The following is an 18117-nucleotide window of genomic DNA, read 5'->3' as shown; positions in this document are numbered from 1 at the left end:
TTAGTCACGGTGTTCCTCCAGGAAAGTCATCAGGGCGAGGCCGTAAAGGGGGATATTCAGGTCGTAGGAGTTGTTATAGAGGTCACCAGGGCGCACGAACATGAGCAGGGTCATAAGGCGCGCCATGGCCTCGACGGGCTCGGACATGCCGCCTATGATCCAGCGTTCGAGCACGCCGCATTCGGCGCTCACGGCGAAGGTGATGTAGTAGTCGAAGAAGGTGCCGAGGGCCCGCTCGTCAATGCCGCTTAGGGCTCTCGCCGAGAAGCTCGTATGCAACTGGGCTTTGAGCCGCTCCATGAAACGAGGATCTCCTGAGGGTCCCAAAAGGGGCGCCAGATAGCTGCCACGCTCTTTGAAATAAGTGAGCAGCTCCACGGACCCGGGCACCGGCTCCAGGTTGTCACAGGCTGAAAAGACGTCTTCAAGATGGGTCTCGCAGATGGTCCAGGTAAGGTTCTGGATGTCTGAGAGGGTCTCGTCCTCGATGGAGGTCACCAGGTCTTGGATGTCTTTGTAGTGGGAGTAGAACGTGCGGCGGGTAAGCCCTGCGATGTCTGCCACGCAGGTGACGGTTACCCGAGAGAGATCCCCCTCTTGAGCCACCGCTTGGCCCAGCGCATCGCGCAGTCGCTCGCGGGTGCGCACGCAGCGAGGATCTGCGTTGGTCTGAGAGATTGTGGGCACAAAGCTCCTCTGGGTCGCGGCGTAAGTCTAGAGGCAAGCCGAGGCGTTTTATGCGCTTGGGCTCGAGGGATGGCAGAAGCGCCAGCAGCGAGGGCACGGGCTTCTCGGCAGCCATAGCCTGAAAGCTCCCTGGACTTACTACACAGTGTGTGCACTAAGTAACAGCATGAGTAGTATTGCACAGTCTGTGAAATAGTGGAATAGGCGCGATGCCCCCATGAGGCGCGCACAATTGTCTAGATGGAAGATCTTCACAGGCAGCTGGAAGCAGCCTTGCACGCAAGCCAATGGGAGATGCAGCCATGAGGAGGACCGCCTTTGAAAAGGCATGGCTGATTTGGAGAGGCACCGCTAAAAAATAACCTCAAAAGTAGAAAAGGCAGCATTATATGCATGTGAGCGCATGTTTAAAGAAAGCTTTGCGTCCTGCTGCACAATCATAGCTATTTGATAAACGCTTTGTAACGGATGGCCCAATGGCCCTTAACGGCAGATGAAAGGTGGCACTATAGGCTCCACGCACTGGCCCACGCCTAAAGTTTGATGGATGAGCCCACAAATGCCGGCCATCGTCCTTTGGGATAGGACTGCATTGGTTCTGGCCGCAGTGCGTGCGCTTTGGCGAAGACCTACCACACAAGGAGTCCTCATGAAAAAGAACACGTTCATCAAGGTGCTTGGCTGCCTTATGGCCTGCACCCTGGCGGTAGTGCTGGCGGCCTGCGGCTCTGCCAACAACCAGTCGGCCAACCAATCCTCCTCCACAAGCAGCGACAGCGCTCAGACGTCCAGCGACGCCGCAGCGACCGACGACTACACCCTGGTGCAGGACGGCAAGCTCACCATGATCTCCAACTTCTACTTCCCGCCCTTCGTGTCCATGTCCACAGACCAGAGCCACGAGAATCCCGTCGACAACTTCGAGGGTTTTGACGTGGACGTCTACAAGGCCGTCTGCGACAAACTGGGGCTCGAGCCCAACATCTTGCCCTCTGTGCAGTTCGACACCATCGTGCCCACCATCAAGCAGGGCGGCAAGGCAGACGTCTCCATCGGCGCCATCACCATCACCGACGAGCGCCAGCAGGAGGTGGACATGACCGACCCCTACATGGACTCCAACCAGGCCATCGTGGTGAAGAAGGACGCCACCGCCACCGACATCGACACCCTCAATGTCTCCGGCATGAAAATTGCCGTCCAGGCCGGCACCACCGGCGAGGCCTGGGCCCAGGAGAATCTTCCCAACGCTACTATTGTTCCTCTAGACGACGTTATTCAAGCTCTCACTGGACTCCAGACAGGCACCTACAACGCCGTGGTCTGCGACTTGCCGGTAGCCGAGTACGAGATCAGCGTGGCCTACTCCGACCTGCAGATCACCACCGAGATTCCCACCGGCGAGCAGTACGGCATCGTGGTCTCCAAGGACAACCCCGGCCTCACCAAGGCAATCAACCAGGCACTCCAGGAGCTGCAGGACGACGGCACCATGGATGAGCTTGAGCAGAAGTGGTTTGGCACCACCCTCTAAGGAGCCGCCAGCCCTAAGGTTATAGCTGCAACCGCGAGCTCTCAGGTTGCTGAGATATGACAAGCACCCCAAAAGCCCAGGCTTTTGGGGTGCTTTCTTGTGGCAAGGCGCTGGGAGGCGTATGGGCGGGCCGGAAGATGCGTGAGCCGGCCGGGAGATGCGTGGACGGAGGCATTTCTCGTTATAAGCGGGTCCAGTTGCACTGGGGTTTTACAAAACCCCAGTGCAGAAAACCCACTTATAACGTATCAGCTGCCAAAAAACCTCTCCTGCTGCCAAAAACTCGTTATTAGCGCCTTGACTGCATGGATGCCAGATCCCAGCGCAGCCAAAAGCCACGAGGCCAGGGCGTCTCTTGGCCATAGACGCTAGGCCCCTGCCTGAGTCATCTCTTCTGGGGTGAGCGGGGTCACCGTGGCGCCCTCGGCGATCATCTGGGGAGCCACTGTGCGAGAGATGGCGTCTAGGTAGGCGCGGGCCCCCTCGGGGCGCAGATGGGTGCCGTCGCCCCAGAGGTATTCCTGCTCATGGCCGGCCACCACGCTGGGCCAATCCACATAGGCGACGTTGTCGTACTTGGCGGCACAGGCTTGGAGGTTGGCGTTCTGCTCGTCCTGGAAACCGTCACTGTTGACCGTCCCCACCAGATAGATTTGCACGTTCTCGCCGGCGGCAGCCACCATTTCGTCCAGCTGCTCGGGTGTGGCGGTGGAGTTGGAGAACGTCGCCAGCACCAGGCAGTCAGAGAGCGCCCCTTGCTCCACATAGCCCTTGAGCACGCTTAAGGCCTGGGAGGGATGGCGGCCGATGTAGGCATCCATAAATCCCGAGGGAAACCACAGGTTGAAAGGGCTGTCCCCCGGCACCGAATCACCAATGAGCAGCGGCGCGAACGCCCCTTCTTGAATCTCCTGAGCGCCGGCGGTAAGCGAGAAGGGCTCTTGGGGCAGCTGGGCCGAAGGATCTGCGGCCTCGCCTTGGGCAGCCTCCCCCCCAGCTGCCTCTGATCGATCGATCTTAGAAGTATCCACCGCAGCATCGGCGGCGTCGCCAGTGGACTTGATCGCCTCTTGGGGAACCAGGTAGGTCTCTGGCACCAACGCCAAGCCCACAGCGGCCACACCCACCACCGCAAGAGCTGCTATGACGGCTTTGCGATGGCGAGCATCGGCAAGCCGCGCCATCACCGCGCCGGACTGGAACGGCCGCTCGATAAAGTGAAACGACAGCATAGCCACGCCGCAGGCCATGCCCACCGCCGCCACAAACTGTGCCAGCTGGCCTTTGGCCAGGTTGCCGCCGATGAGCAGCAACAGCGGGTAGTGCCACAGATAGAGCCCGTAGGAGCGCGCGCCCACCCACGCAGCTGCAGGCAGGCCAAAGAGACGCGTCACCCAAAGCCCGGGCACCGCCAAGGCCCCCAGAAGCACGCAGGTAGCCACCGTCACCAGGCCCATACCGCCCCAGTAGAAGAAGGGGGCATCGGCGGGCACGAGCACCATGATGAGCGCCAGGAAAGCCAGGGCGCCCAGAGAAGCCCCCTGCATGACCGACCGAGAAACCCGTACCACCTGGGGTTGAACGGCCGCGCGGAAAGCTGCGGGCTTCTCGGCAGCAGAGGCGCCAGAAGCTCCACGGGCTTTGAGCAAAGGCAAAAGGCGCGAGGCAAAGGCAAAGCCTTGGGCCTTGGAGGCCGCCAAGTTGGGCGACCACACCACGGCCAGCCAGGCGCCGGCGAGGAAGGAGAAGGCGCGGGTGTCGGTGCCGTAGTAGACGCGGGAAGGGTCGGCGGCGGGGTTGTAGAGCAGCGCCATGGCCACCAGCGAGGCAAGGGCGCCCAGCAAGGCGAGCCGGCGGACCCAGGTGAGCGATCGGCGGGGAGCCAGCTTGGCCACCAGCCATACCGCCATCGCCCAAATGAGGCAAAGCTGGGCATCCAAGGACACATACCACAGCGGGGTGAGCGGCGAGGGCGAGCCAATGGCGTCGAAGTAGCTTTGACCTGAAGCGATGTAGTGCCAGTTGTCGAAGAAGAGCAGGGAGGGCACGATGTCGGGACGAAGCTTGGTGAGCAGCACGTGATTGGCCACCACGCAAAGAGCGGTGAGGGCGACCACCATGGCGGCCATGGACGGCCACACACGCAGGAAGCGGCGGCGGCAGATGGCGGCCAGCGAGTAACGTCGTGCGCGCAGGCGGCGCAAAAGCGACACGGTGAACAGGTAGCCAGTGAGCACCAAAAAAATCACCACGCCCATATGCCCTGAGGGAAGCCAGGGGCATTGGGCGTGATAGAGCACGATGGCCACGATCGCCAAGGTGCGAAGGCCGTCCAGGGAGGCCACGCGCGCCTGAGGACGGCGAGGCGCAGATTGCGCGGGTCGCTTATGAGGGGGCCTGGCAGATCTATGAGGAGCACGGCGGGAGGCCTCCTGAGCGCTGGAAGAGGTTGTGGTGCGGGCACGAGAAGACGAGGTCACCTATGAGCACTCCTTGAAGACGTCGAACATGAAAACCTGCATTGCGTTGAGAGTTCCATTATTCCATGGTTTGGTACCATGCAAAATGAAAGGGCGTTGCCGAGAAGAACCCCCCATCTGAGGATGCAAGGGTTTCTCGGCAGGAGCGCCTTGAGATGTTGGCTCTTAAAGACAAGGAGCGTTCATGGCCATTACGCCAGAAGAGGTGTTTGAGACTCTCAACATGGTGTCCCAGCAGAATCTCGACATTCGCACCATCACCATGGGCATCTCTTTAGCAGGGTGCGCAGATCCTTCCATGGACGCCCTTTGCCGTAAGATCTACGACCACATTTGCACGGCCGCCCAAAACCTGGTGCCTACCGCAGAGGCCCTGGAGCGCGAGTACGGCATCCCCATCATCAACAAGCGCATCTCGGTCTCCCCCATCGCCCAAGTTGCCGCCTGCTGCCCGGACGAGAGTTTTGTGCCGGTGGCCCATGCGCTCGATCGCGCTGCCCAAACGCTGGGCATCGACTATCTAGGCGGCTTCTCGGCCATGGTGCAAAAGGGCATCGGCGACGGCGACCGCCGGCTCATCCACTCCATCCCCGAGGCGCTGGCCACCACCCAGCGAGTATGCTCCTCGGTGAACGTGGCGTCCCTTCGCGCCGGCGTCAACATGGACGCCGTGGACCTCATGGCCCACAAGATCTTCGAGTGCGCCGAGCTCACCCGCGACGAGCAGTGCGTGGCCGCCTCCAAGCTGGTGGTCTTTGCCAACATGGTGGAAGACTCGCCCTTTATGGCCGGCGCGGTCCACGGCCCCGGCGAGGCGGACGCCGTCATCAACGTGGGCGTCTCGGGCCCCGGCGTTATGGCGGCCGCGCTGGAAGAGCTCCCTGCCACCGCCAGCCTGGGCGACGTGGCCGAGCGCATCAAGCAGACCGCCTTCAAGATCACCCGTGCCGGCGAGCTCATGAGCCGCGAGGCTGCCAGGCGCCTAGGTGTGGCCAAGGGCATCGTGGACCTGTCGCTGGCTCCCACTCCTGCTGTGGGCGACTCGGTGGCTCGCATCATCGAGATCATCGGCGTGGGCCAATGCGGCGGCCCCGGCACCACGGCCGCGCTGGCCATGCTCAACGACGCGGTGAAGAAGGGTGGCGTCATGGCCAGCTCCAGCGTGGGCGGCCTCTCCGGCGCCTTCATCCCCGTCTCCGAGGACGCCGATATGATCCGCGCCGCTCAAGACGGCGCCATCTCCCTGGAAAAGCTCGAGGCCATGACCTGCGTATGCTCGGTGGGCCTGGACATGATCGCCATCCCCGGGGACACACCCGTCGAGGCCCTGGCCGGCATCATCGCCGACGAGATGGCCATTGGCGTCATCAACAACAAAACCACTGCCGTGCGCATCATCCCGGCCATCGGCAAGAAGGCCGGCGACACCCTGGTCTTTGGCGGCCTCTTTGGCGAGGCTCCGGTCATGGAGGTAAACCCCCATGCAGGCACCGTCTTCGCCCACCGCGGTGGCCACATCCCCGCGCCTTTGAACTCCCTCAAAAACTGACGGCCATGAGCGGCTCCGGATCCTCCACGCACCCAGGCGCCGACCCTCGTAAGCGCCCTTCCGGCTCTCGAGCCCGCGGCCGCAATCCCCGCGCCGGCGACCCTGGCGACCACTACAGCTCTCGACAAGCTCGCGACTCTTGGCGACCTTTCCCTGCCGAGAAACGCTCGGCTGCCGCCTCGAGGCCTTCTGGCCTCCCCAACCCAGCTCCTGGCGCCGCTACCCGGGGTCGCTCGGGTTCTTCGCAGCGAGAGGCCTCCGCTCGTCATAGGGCCGAGCGCCAGCAGCGCAGGGCTTCTCGGCAAAGGCCTCGTCGCAGCCTGTCTATGCCCCAACTCCCCTCTTGGCCGCAGACGACAGGACGCGGGTTTCTCGGCAGGAAACCCAGGCGAGCCCCTCAAGGGTCTCTGAGCCAGCGCTTCATGAAGGAGTGGCGCAGAAGCGCGCGCTTTCGCAAGCTGGCGACCAGCGCCGCCGGGCTGCTGGCAGCGCTGGCGGTAGGCCTGGTGATCCTAGGGATACAGCACCATGGGGCGAGGGTCGCCGAGCAGGCACGCGCCCAGACCAATCTGGAGGCCCTGGGGACTTTCGAAAACACGCTCATAGAGAGCTACCGCTCCATCGCACCTTTATATGTGCAGGTAGGCATAGATATTGGGGCTATCCAAGCCTCGGGCAACCAATGCGGGTTTTATATTTGCACCGCCGACGGCCAAAAGCTGACCGCCTACAATTCCCAACAGCCGTTTTATAGTGCGAGCTCCATCAAGGGGCCCTATGTGCTCTCGGTGCTCTCGGAGCTTGAAAGCCCCGACCAGCTGGGCTCTCTGGAAGACAGCGTGACGCTGGCCATCACCGAGTCGGACAACAACAGCTACATCGCCGCCAAGAATGCCTTTGGCACCGCCACCATCAACCAATGGCTGAACAATGCAGGCTCCTCCGAGACCTTGGGCGACAACTGGGGCTCCTATGTGGATTTGAGCTCTGAGCAGCTGGCAGACCTCTGGGTGGAGTCTGCAGCCTGGTGTCTGGGCGACAGCGAGGCCGAGACGCTTCACGACTACGGAGCCGCCATCTTCTCAGAGCCGCTCAACAGTCCTATCGCTCAGCTGCCCGATGCCGTCACCTGGTCGAAGCCCGGCTGGATCGCCACCGAGTCCCAGAACTCCACGGTGGACGCCGGCTTGGTGGTTCGCGACGGCGACGCCTACATCATGGCGGTGATGACCAACAAGGGCGACGACTTTGACACCCTCGACCCCCTGGTAGCCTCTCTGGACACCCTGGCCCAACGGCTTATCGAGGCACGCACTTCTCGGCTGGCCTAGCGGCAGAGGAATTAATGGTTCTCGTGGCCCTCGTGCTCATGACCCCCATGTTTGGGGTGCACGCGCCGCCCGGGTTCGTGGTCCTCATGACCATGCTCGCCATACTCGCAGTAGCCTTGCTCATGGTCGCAGTGGGTATGGTCGTGATGGCGCTCCTCTTCCTGGAGGCGCTCCTCGGCGTGCCACCTGAGGGGCAAGAAGGCCTCGCGCAAGAAATTGCGCTCCAAATCCTTGCCGATAAACACTGCCTTGGCTTCCTCGGCGTCGAGCTCTTCTCCCAGCTCCTCCGCACCAGTGACGGCCCAGCGGCGGGCCACCACGTCAAAGCGCAGCAGGCCGTCCAAGGTGCGCACGAAGCCCTTGGCACGCGCCACCTTGCCAAAGACCCCTGCCACCAGGGCATCCAAAAGCCACGCCAGATGAGCTGCAGTAGACACAGAGGCGTGGCCCAGGGCGAAGGTTTCAAGTCCGGGATCCTCGTCAGGCGAGGGTGCTGGCTCAGCGGCCGCCTGCTCGGGGTTGAGGTCGCGGTGAAGCAACGACTCAAACCACTCGTCGGGAATCTCTGAGAGCGGGACTGCCTTGATATCGACGCCGGGCTTAGCGTCGCAGATGGACCCCACCAGGTCGTCGAGGCCTTCGTCAACACCCTCTGCCTGGGCATCATCCCGAGCGGGTATCTTGGAGATCACCACAGTGGGAGCGGCGTCCAGCTGGTCGTTGAAGATCTCTGGGTAGGCCTCTTTCTCAGACTGCCAAGACTCCCAGTCCACGATGCACACGGGCTCAAGGAGGCTGATGCGCTCGTAGGTGACCTTGTCCACGTTGTCGAGCACTGCGGAAAGCTTGGCGACGCCCGTAGGCTCGACCACCAGGTACTCAGGGTCTAAGGTGTTGGCGATGGTGAGCACGCTGGTGGCGAAATCCTGTTTGCCAGTACAGCAAATGCAACGATCAAGCGATTCCCAGACCTCGAGGCCAGTGCCCTCTTTGAGCACCTGACTATCGATATCGGTCTGACCGTATTCGTTCTCATAGATCACAAAGTCGCGGTGGGTGCGCCGCGCCAGTTCCTGGATAAAGGTGGTCTTGCCTGCTCCCAGAAAGCCTGAGATCACGAGTACCTTCATGGTGCCTCCCCTAGAAAAAAGGGCGGCGCCACAATCTGTGACACCGCCCGCATTGCTGCAAATAGCGAGAAGCTGGCGCGCCTTCAGAGCGCATCAACCTTGATAAGACTAGTCTTCCTCGATGACCACGACGGGCTTGATGAGGTCGGCAGGCTTGTCGCGCATCAGGAAGAGGGCCTCCTCTAGGTGGTCCCAGCCATGGAAGACATGGGACAGGAGGGGCTTCAAGTCCAGGCGGCCGCAGGTGACCAGGCTGGCAAGCTTCTCCATACGCAGGCGACCACCGGGCATCAGGCCACCGTTGATCTCCTTATGCCCCATGCCAACACCCCACTCAACACGAGGGATGTCGATGTAGTCGCCGAAGCCAAGATAATTCACATTGCCGATCTTGCCGCCGGGCTTCACAGCGACGACGGCCTCCTTGAAGGTATCCACGTCCCCGCCGGCGATGAGGACCTTGTCGACGCCCTTGCCGTCGGTCATGGCCAGCACCTGCTCGCCGATGGGGCCGTTCTTGTAGGAGATGAAGTCGGTGGCGCCATAACCACGAGCAGCCTCGATGCAGTTGGGACGGGTGCCCACGGCGATGATACGAGAAGCGCCGCGGAGGGCAGCGCCGGCCACGGCCATGAGACCCACGGGGCCAATGCCAATGACCAGGCAGGTGTCGCCAAACTGGACGTCAGCCAACTCGGAGGCGTGGAAGCCGGTGGGGACCATGTCGGACAGCATGCAGGCCTCAGCCACATCCATGCCCTCAGGCATGAGAGCCAGGTTGCCGTCAGCGTCGTTCACGTGGATGAGCTCGGCGAAAACGCCGTCCTTGAAGTTGGAGAACTTCCAGCCCGCCAGCATGCCACCGGAGTGCATGGAGTAGCCGGCCTGGGCCTCCAGGGAGTTCCAATCGGGGGTGATGGCGGGAAGAAGCACGCGATCGCCGGGCTTGAAGTCGTGCACGCACTCGCCCACCTCGACAACCTCGGCGCAGCCCTCATGACCCAGGATCATGTTGTGGCGCTCGCCGATGGCGCCCTCCCAGAGGGTATGCACATCGGAGGTGCAGATGGCTACCGCCAAGGGCTTGACGATGGCGTCGTTGGGGCCGCAGACGGGGGCTTCTTTCTCAATCCACCCCGACTCACCGATCTTGAGCATTGCATAACCCTTCATGACACACTTCCTCTCTTTGGTGGCACTCTAAAAGGGCGTTTGTTACAAACTAAATGCAAGCTTAAGGATAATAGCCATTTCTCGGAGCAAAACCACTGGCAGTATGAACGGAGTAATTCTAGGATACGAGCAGTAAATGGCATGTCAATGGCACCCTATATCCCTAAATATTTTTCTATAATTATTTTACTTATATGTGAATATTCTTGGCATATAACCCCATGTCAGAGCTGTAAGTTATAAAAGGCTCCATATTGCTGAATATTTTCTTTATATCTATTTTCATCTATACTTTCCCTAGACCTGGTTCTTTGAGCCCTCTACCCTCTTACACTTCCTCCACAACTACGAGGGTACGGCTGCCCCGTCCTACTCTATAGATATAGGACGGGCCAAGGAGTCTTTCTCACCCCTTGGGTACAGTCCTAGAGGCGTTCATTAAGCAACCGAGTTTGCGGCCCTAGGCCGTGGTGGGAGGTTTTTAAGCATGAGCGAGATGGTGAAATGGGGCATTTTGGGCTCAGGCGGCATCGCACGCCGCTTTGCCGCATCCTGCGCGCAGGAACCCAATTGTGAACTGGTTGCCCTATGGAGTCCCACCCAAGACCATTGCGAGAAATTCGCCGCTGAGTATGGCATGGAAGCTCAAAGCTCTGCCCAAGAGCTTTTGGCGCGCCAGGATATCGATGCTATCTATATCGCCCTGCCTCCGGCATCGCACGCACCCTATTCGTTGGAGGCTATCGAAGCCGGCAAAGCCGTCCTATGCGAGAAGCCTTGCGCCCTTACCGCCGCAGAGTTTAGCCAGGTGGCCAAAGCCGCCCTGGAGCACGACCGCTTTTACATGGAAGCTATGAAGCCTCGCTTCACCCCGCTCTACCAGCTGGTGCGCCAGCGGGTGAGCCAAGGGGCCATAGGCGAGGTTTCGGGTGTCGAGGCATCCCTTATCCGCAAGGTGGACCCTTCGCAGGCACGCCCCTGGTTTACAGAGCCTATAGGAGGCGGCCAGGCGCTCGATATGGGCATCTATGGCGCCACTTACCTCGCAGAGTATTGCTCGGGCGATATCAAGGTACACAAAGCCAGCCATCTTTATCGCGACGAGGTGGACTGGCAAGACAGCGCCACCATGGGCATTGGCACCTATGGGTGCACTCTCACCTGCGATGCCACCCAGGACTTAGGCTGCGCTGCCACCATCTTTGGCAATGAGGGTTCCATTGAGATCTCCGATATAACCCGTCCGGTGCGCGCGGTGCTCCATCGCCAAGGCGGCGAGGACGAGCTTCTAAAAGCCCCGCTGCCTGGCGACGACTTTAGCGCGCAGATCCAGCACTTCTGCTCCTGCTTCTTGTCGGGCGCCAAGGAAAGCCCGCTTATGGGCTTGGACGACTCCTTGCGCGAAGCCCGCATCTTAGACGCCCTTGTCAGCGGCTTCGATCGCTATGCCATCGCCCAAGAACTGGGCGATATCTTGGGCAAGGACGGCGTCGTCTTGGGCGAACCCATGAAAGATCACACCACGTTCAAGATCGGCGGGCCGGCAGACGTCTACATCACCCCTAAGAGCCGCGGCCAGCTCATAGACTCCGTGCGCCTTCTGCGCGACAAGGGGGTCCCCTTCTTCGTCTTGGGCAAAGGCAGCGACCTTTTGGTCTCTGACGCCGGATACCGCGGCGTCATGGTGGATGTGTCCAGCGGGCTTTTAGATGTAGCCCATGACGGCACCCGCCTCACCTGCCAAGCTGGCGTGGCGCTCGCAGATGCCGCAGAGATGGCGGCGGCCCTCTCTCTGAGCGGCCTGGAGTTTTCCTGCGGCATCCCCGGCACCGTAGGCGGCGCCGTCTTTATGAATGCCGGAGCCTACGACGGCTGCATAGCCGACGTGCTGGAGAGCGCAGAGGTGCTCTTCAGCGACGGTCACACAGAAACCTTGGCAGCCAAGGACCTGGACTTGGGCTATCGCACCAGCCGCGTGAAGACAGACCATTTGGTGGTCATCTCTGCTACCTTCCGCCTCGCGCCCGCCGACAGCGGCGACATTCGCTCCAAGATGGACGACCTCACTTGCCGCCGAGAAGAAAAGCAACCTCTTGAGATGCCCAGTGCAGGTTCGACCTTCAAGCGCCCCGAGGGCCACTTCGCCGGCAAGCTCATCACCGAGGCAGGCTGCCAGGGGGCTCGCATAGGCGGCGCCGAGGTCTCTCCTAAGCACGCAGGCTTTGTGGTAAACGCCCACAATGCCACCGCTCGCGACGTAAAGGCGTTGATCGAACATGTCCAACAACAGGTGCTCGAGCACTCCGGCGTGACGCTTGAGCCCGAAGTGAGATTTGTAGGGCCATATACATCATGACAAGTGGAAACCCCATGCCAGATACCCCACAACTTCACTGCCCCGCTTCCTGGAGCGACCTAGCAGAGCTACTTGGAAGCCCCGAGGTCTCAGGCACCATGGCGCTGCCTGCCGTGGTCTATGCCGACACGCCCGTGACCATCCCCGAGGGCGCTCGCATCGACCTGCTCTGCTGTGCCACACGGCTGCGCGTGGCCCCTGGCGTAAAGACGCTCTTTAGCGTCCCTGCCAGCGCCACCCTCCATGTGGCGGGGTCCATCATCTTGGAGCCTCCCTTCCCGGCGGGAAAATCGCTCTTCTCGGTGGCCCCAGAGGGGTTGCTCGAGCTCGACGTGGCCTTGTTGGCCAAGGCGCCCAAGGCAAAAGAGGAGATTCCCCAAGGCTCGGTGGTGGAGTGTGAAGGCACGCTGGTCATGGGGCACTGCGCCGCCATCGAGGGCTGGCAGGTAAAGCCCCAAGATGACAAAGCTTCAGGGTGCGCGGTGAGGGTCAGCGGGGAGAACGCCAAGTTCTTTATGGGTGGCGGCCGTATCACCAACTGCTCTACGGCCCAAGCCAGCTCGGCGGTGCCCGGAGCGGCGGTGCAGATTCTTGAGGGAGCCTGCTTCACCATGTCTGGGGGAACCATCGCCAACAACAACCGCGAGGGCTCGGAGGCACGTCCCTTTGGCGGCGGCGTCTACTGCGACCACGCTGCCTTCAAGATGACCGGGGGCACCATCGAGGGCAATGCGGCCACCCACGGCGGCGGCGTCTACTGCGTGGGCAAGGGCTCGGTGGATGTCTCTGGCGGCCGCATCACCGCCAATGAGGCAGACCATCGAGGTGGCGGCATCTATTCCACCGGCGAAGTGATGCTCGCGGGAGGAGACGTCTCCCATAACTCTGCTGCCATGGGCGGCGGCGTCTTTAATTCTGGCCGCCTCCAGGAGGCAGGCGCGGTGATCGCCGCCAACGAGGCCGACTCCGGCGCGGGCATCTATAACCGGGGCAGCCTGGCCATGGAAGGCGGTTCCATCGTGAAAAACGCGGCCGAAGGCACGCAGGGCTCGGGCGGCGGCGTCTTCAACACCGGACGCCTGTCGCTGGCCGACGGCACCATTGCCGGCAACTGCGCCCTCTATACCGGCGGCGGCATCTACAACACTCGCACCGGCTCCATCGAGATCGCAGGCGCGGGGCTTTCCCGCAACCGCGCCCTCTACGGAGGCGGCATCTACAACGCCTCCGGCCGCGTGCACATCACCCAGGGCGACATTGTGGACAACCAGGCCAACTCCACCCAATATGGCGGAGGCGGCATCTACAACACCGGCAAACTGGAATGCGTGAGCGCCACCATCGTGCACAACGCCTCCCAGGGCATGGGCGGCGGCATCTACAACACCGGCACGGTGCTTTTGGGCTCCTCGGGCCTGTCGCACAACGCCGCCCAAAACGGAGGCGGCGTCTTCAACCGCGGACATCTGGCCACCGAGGGCGCAGTGCTTGTCTACAACATGGTGGAGGATATGGGCGGCGGCATTGTGAACACCGGCTCGCTCACCATGGCCAGAGGCACCGTGGCCCATAACACCGCCCGTCGAGGCGGCGGCATCTTGAACGCCGGCAACGCCCAAGTCCAAGGCACCCTGCTGGGCCGCAACCGCGCCGGCCGCGCCCGAGACTTCTACAACTACCGCGACGACGGGGCCCGGGGCACCTTCACCTTGACCCTTCCCGAGAATGACCCTACCTACCAGGGTTTTGGCTGGCTTGAGGAGGGAGCGGCCACCACCGGCGATCCCGATTCTTCCGACCAGTTTGTAGACGACCACGAGGAGCGGCTCTTATCGGCACGTCCCGTATGCGAAGTGTGCTTCTATACCTCTGACGGCGCGCTTATCGACACCCATCTGGTGGCCCCTGGCTCTCTGATCGAGAAGCCTGGCGAGCCCGGCGTGCCCTCGGGCCAACCTTTGGCGGTCTTCAGCGGCTGGGCCAACGCCAAAGACGGCGAGTCCTTTGACTTTGACACTCCGGTGGAGACGGATTTGCAGCTGGTAGCCCTCTACGACGAGCCTGCCACCCAGCAGCCTTTGGAAGAGGATCCCCTGCCTGGGCTGGATTCGGCGGCCCAAGACGGCATCTCGGCCGCAGCGCAAAAGAACGCGGCCGCGGCCGCGGAAACCATCCATCCGTTCCCCGCCACGGCGTTCCCTCGCGTGCCTCAAGAAAACGAGACGTCCACCGAGCTCTCCCCTATGGTGGCCGGCCTCCTCTGGGGAGCCAGGGCCATGGGCACCGTCGCGGGATTCGTGCGCTCGCGTGCTCCTCGCAGGCAGGATTCAGCCTCTTAGGGGTTTGACGCCCTTTCTTGCAATGACCGCTCTCGCTCCTCTCGAAGGTTGCATTTGGCCCTTTGAGAGGAGTAGAGTCTCACCTGACGTTTCAGGGCGGGGTGCAATTCCCCACTGGCGGTAAGGCGTCTATGCCAAGCCCGCAAACCGCGCATGCGGCCGATCCAGTGCAAGTCTGGAGCCAACGGTGACAGTCCGGATGGAAGAAACGGGGTGCAGCCATGACGTGGCAAACTTCCTCATCTAAAACCAAATCATCTACCCAGCCCGCCAACGGGCAGAGGCCCTCGGCCCACGCCACTTCGAAGGATGCGAGTTCCTGGAACTCCAGGCGCGTGGCGATCTCGGCGCTCTTTTGCGCCGCTGCCCTGGTGGCCAGCTTCATCGAGATCCCCATCTTTCCTTTGGCCCCCTACCTCAAGTACGACCCCTCCGGCGTGGTATGCCTGGTGGCAGGCCTTTTGTTTGGGCCGGCCATCGGCGCTTGCACCGCAGTGCTTCCCTGGGTGATCCGCCTGTTCACAGACCCCTTTGGCGCCATCATGGCCATGGCCTGCTCTCTGGCAGCCACCCTGCCCGCGGCCTTTATCTACAGGCGCCATCACAGTTTCAAGGGAGCTGTAGCAGGGCTGCTCATCGCTGCAGTCGTCACCCTTGCAGTGGCCCTCTTGGGAAACCTGGTGATCACGCCCCTTTACTCGGGCATGCCGCCGGAGGCCGTGGCCGCCCTCATCGTGCCGGTGCTTTTGCCCTTCAACCTGCTGAAGATCGCCATTAACACCGCCCTTACGCTGGCGGTCTACAAGCCCGTCTCCACCATGGTAGGCCAATGAGCCCTAGGGAAGACTTGCAGGTAGCCAGGGTAACGCACGTGCGCTTTTCCTACGACGGCGGGGCCACCTGGGCGCTAGACGATGTGTCCTTATCGGTAGAGGCCGGAGAGCGCCTTTGCCTCTTGGGGGCCAACGGCTCGGGAAAATCCACGCTGGCACGCCTTTTGGCAGGCATCCTGGCGCCCGATGAGGGCGCCGTGGAGCTCATGGGCCGCACCTGCTTTGTGGACGGCGTCCCTGACGGTGAGGCCTATCAGCAGGCGCGGGACAGAAGCGCCATGGTCTTTCAAACCCCCGAGGACGCCATTTTGACCACTCGGGTGGACCAAGACGTGGCCTTTGGCCCCGAGAATCTGGGTTGGGACCCCGCCGCCATCGATCAGGCGGTCGACGACGCCCTTGAGGCCACGCACCTGGAAACACTGGCAAGCCAAGATCCCACTCGGCTTTCTGGCGGCCAGCAACAGCGGGTGGCCATTGCAGGGGCGCTGGCGTGCGACCCGGCGCTCTTGGTGCTGGACGAGCCTGGCGCCAGGCTCGATGTGGAGGGCCGCCGTCAAGTGGCTGCCACACTGGCCTCGCTGGGCGCTCCGCATGCCTGCGTGCTGGTGACCCACTCCATGGACGAAGCGGCCGCCGCAGACCGCATCATTGTGCTGTCCAGAGGAAAGATCGCGCTGCAGGGCGCCCCTGAGCAGGTGCTCACTCAGGCGAGCCGCCTCGCCTCGTTTTCGCTGGAGCCCCCCTTCGCCACCTCGCTGGCATTGGCTCTGGCTCGCTCTGGCATGCCCGTGAGCCCCACCGTCTCTCCTGCGACCCTTTTGGACCAGCTGGCAGGTGGCGCCTCATGAGCCTCGACTTTTCCCAGGTGACCTTTGGCTATGAGGCCCAGCCGGTAATCTCCAATCTGAGCCTTGCTGTGCCCGACGGCGCTCTCACCGTGCTGGCCGGAGCAACTGGCTCGGGCAAATCCACGGTACTCAAACTTGCTGCCGGTCTGTTGCGTCCCAAGAGCGGCACTATCGAGGTCGACGGAGCCCCAATTTGGCGCTCGGGTTTTTTGGGCCGCCCCAGGCGCGACCCTGAGCTTCCCTGGCGCCTGGGCTATGTGATGCAGCGCCCGGAGCGCCAGCTCTTCGCCGCCACCGTGCTCGACGACGTGGCCTTTGGCCCCAAAAACGCCGGTCTCTCTGCCCAGGAGGCCGCCTGCGCCGCCACCGAGGCCCTGGATCTTTTGGAGGTCTTGCATCTCGCCCGCCGCTCGCCCTTCGAGCTATCCGGAGGCCAGCAGCGCCTGGTGGCCATCGCAGGCGTGCTGGCCATGAAGCCGCGCAACCTGGTGCTCGACGAACCCCTCTCTGCGCTCGACCCTGAGGGCCGGTCCCTGGTAGAGCGTGCCTTGTCCCAGCTGGTCACCCCCACCGGCGCCCTGCTCATGGTATGCCACGACATGGATGCTGCCGGACGCATCGCCTCCCGGATGGTGGTGCTCGACCAAGGTGCCGTCGCCCTAGAAGGCCCCTGTGCCCAGGTCTTTTCCCATGCCGAGAAACTCCGTCGCCTGGGGCTGGGCCTCCCTGCTCCCCTGGCCTTCGCCCATCAGCTGGAAGCGCGCACCGGAGCCTCCCTAGGCGCCCCTCTCACAGAGGATGCCCTGGTAAAAGCCATCCTCGCACAGCGGGATTTGATACCCGGCGCCCGTCGCGCCGCCTTGGAGACCCCCGGCTCTGCGGACTCCCCTGAGAACGCGCCCTCGAGCGGCAACACTTTTGGCGGCCCGTCTTTGGGAGGCGCCTCATGAGCGCGCTAGGGGAGTTCGGCCGCTACCAGAAGGGCTCCTCGCCTCTCCACAGAGCCGACGCCCGCGCCAAGATCCTGGTAACCGTGGCCTTTATGACCACCATCTTCTTGATCGTCTCACCGATGCAGGCTCTCTGGGCGCTGGCAGGCTTTTTGGGACTCTGTGCGCTGGGGCGCATCTCGCCGATGTCGCTTTTGGCTTCCTCGGCACCACTTCTGGTGTTGCTGGCAGTCTTCTCGCTGCTCAACCTGTTCGTGAATCCAGAAGGCCCGCTGCTTTGGAGCTGGGGGGCGCTCGCCATTCATAAGGGCGGGCTCTTCTCGGCAGCCCTCACCGCCACCAGGCTGGGGCTTTTGGTGGTGAACGGAGCTCTGCTTTTGGCCGTGACCGAGCCGCTGCAGCTCACCCGTGCCCTTTCGTCGCTGCTCTCTCCTCTGGGTCGCCTGGGCGTGCCGGTGGAGCAACTGGCCTTTGTGCTGGCACTGGCGCTGCGATTTGTGCCCACCCTCACCTTAGAGATCCAAAGCGTCATGGATGCCCAGCGCGCTCGCGGGGCCGCCTTTGACTCCGGAGGCCCAGTGAGGCGCCTGCAGGCCCTTTTGAGCATTTTGGTGCCCACGTTTGCCGGCGCGCTGCGTCATGCCCAAGGGCTGTCACTGGCCCTCGAGGCTCGCCATTACGATCCCAACCGCCCGCGCACTATTTGGAAGAAACCGCATCTGGGGCAGGTGGACGCGGTATTATGCATCTATGGTCTTATATACGTGATAGGGTTGTCCCTGCTTTAATTCTCCATGGGGAGTGGACGCGGGGGCCGCAAGGGACTACCATATGTGAGCTCAAGGAATCCCCCGCTATGCATCTGGTATCCTGATTTGTAGCTTAAAGATTCTCACTACACGAC

13 protein-coding genes and 1 riboswitch are annotated in these 18117 nt (G+C 62.2%); of the genes, 9 read left to right on the top strand and 4 right to left on the bottom strand.

The window, feature by feature from the left end; genetic code table 11:
- Positions 1–687 carry a TetR/AcrR family transcriptional regulator gene (locus E5334_RS04785; protein WP_136012449.1) on the bottom strand — a complete coding sequence of 229 codons (687 nt, stop codon included), beginning with the start codon at positions 685–687 and terminating at the stop codon, positions 1–3.
- A 649-nt stretch (positions 688–1336) separates the two neighbouring features.
- Here E5334_RS04785 and E5334_RS04780 point away from each other — a divergent pair.
- Positions 1337–2221, top strand: a complete 885-nt coding sequence (locus E5334_RS04780) for an ABC transporter substrate-binding protein (protein WP_265592119.1) — start codon at positions 1337–1339, stop codon at positions 2219–2221.
- 368 nt (positions 2222–2589) lie between these two features.
- Here E5334_RS04780 and E5334_RS04775 read toward each other — a convergent pair whose 3' ends face one another.
- Positions 2590–4701, bottom strand: a complete 2112-nt coding sequence (locus tag E5334_RS04775; RefSeq protein ID WP_136012448.1) for an acyltransferase family protein — start codon at positions 4699–4701, stop codon at positions 2590–2592.
- A gap of 184 nt (positions 4702–4885) precedes the next feature.
- Here E5334_RS04775 and E5334_RS04770 point away from each other — a divergent pair, with 184 nt between their 5' ends.
- Both E5334_RS04770 and E5334_RS04765 read left to right on the top strand, forming a co-directional pair.
- Positions 4886–6250: a PFL family protein gene (locus E5334_RS04770; RefSeq protein WP_136012447.1), complete on the top strand. Its 1365-nt coding sequence runs from the start codon at positions 4886–4888 to the stop codon at positions 6248–6250.
- Between the two features lie 5 nt (positions 6251–6255).
- Positions 6256–7581, top strand: a complete 1326-nt coding sequence (locus tag E5334_RS04765) for a serine hydrolase (protein ID WP_136012446.1) — start codon at positions 6256–6258, stop codon at positions 7579–7581.
- Positions 7582–7592: 11 nt separating this feature from the next.
- Here E5334_RS04765 and E5334_RS04760 read toward each other — a convergent pair whose 3' ends face one another.
- Together E5334_RS04760 and E5334_RS04755 are read right to left on the bottom strand one after the other, a co-directional pair.
- Positions 7593–8711 (bottom strand): CobW family GTP-binding protein, encoded by a 1119-nt coding sequence (locus E5334_RS04760; protein WP_136012445.1) that lies wholly within the window; start codon positions 8709–8711, stop codon positions 7593–7595.
- A 108-nt stretch (positions 8712–8819) separates the two neighbouring features.
- The gene (locus tag E5334_RS04755) at positions 8820–9884 is read right to left on the bottom strand and encodes an NAD(P)-dependent alcohol dehydrogenase (RefSeq protein WP_136012444.1); all 1065 of its coding nucleotides are present in this window, start codon (positions 9882–9884) and stop codon (positions 8820–8822) included.
- A 487-nt stretch (positions 9885–10371) separates the two neighbouring features.
- On the opposite strand from E5334_RS04755, the gene murB reads away from it, so the two are divergent.
- The 6 genes from murB (at position 10372) to E5334_RS04725 (ending at position 18001) form a co-directional block, all read left to right on the top strand.
- The gene (gene murB, locus E5334_RS08865) at positions 10372–12240 is read left to right on the top strand and encodes a UDP-N-acetylmuramate dehydrogenase (protein ID WP_136012443.1); all 1869 of its coding nucleotides are present in this window, start codon (positions 10372–10374) and stop codon (positions 12238–12240) included.
- A gap of 14 nt (positions 12241–12254) precedes the next feature.
- Entirely contained in the window at positions 12255–14579 is a 2325-nt protein-coding gene (locus tag E5334_RS04745; RefSeq protein WP_136012442.1) for a hypothetical protein, read from the top strand.
- A gap of 83 nt (positions 14580–14662) precedes the next feature.
- Positions 14663–14794: riboswitch (FMN riboswitch) on the top strand.
- Between the two features lie 6 nt (positions 14795–14800).
- Positions 14801–15412, top strand: coding sequence for an ECF transporter S component (locus E5334_RS04740; RefSeq protein ID WP_136012441.1), 612 nt, complete (start codon positions 14801–14803; stop codon positions 15410–15412).
- A complete protein-coding gene (locus E5334_RS04735; RefSeq protein WP_136012440.1) occupies positions 15409–16263 on the top strand; it encodes an ATP-binding cassette domain-containing protein in 855 nt (284 codons plus the stop codon). Before E5334_RS04740 ends, E5334_RS04735 begins: the two co-directional genes overlap by 4 nt.
- Complete coding sequence (locus E5334_RS04730) at positions 16260–17213, top strand: energy-coupling factor ABC transporter ATP-binding protein (RefSeq protein WP_136012439.1); 954 nt, start codon at positions 16260–16262, stop codon at positions 17211–17213. The genes E5334_RS04735 and E5334_RS04730 overlap by 4 nt, the downstream gene beginning before the upstream one ends.
- Positions 17210–18001, top strand: a complete 792-nt coding sequence (locus tag E5334_RS04725; RefSeq protein ID WP_136012438.1) for an energy-coupling factor transporter transmembrane component T family protein — start codon at positions 17210–17212, stop codon at positions 17999–18001. The genes E5334_RS04730 and E5334_RS04725 overlap by 4 nt, the downstream gene beginning before the upstream one ends.
- Positions 18002–18117 lie beyond the last annotated feature (116 nt).

The organism is Muricaecibacterium torontonense (assembly GCF_004793925.1).
GTDB lineage: Bacteria > Actinomycetota > Coriobacteriia > Coriobacteriales > Atopobiaceae > Leptogranulimonas > Leptogranulimonas caecicola.
The sequence above is the reverse complement of the archived record's forward strand: the minus strand, read 5'-3'. Positions and strand labels throughout refer to the sequence as shown.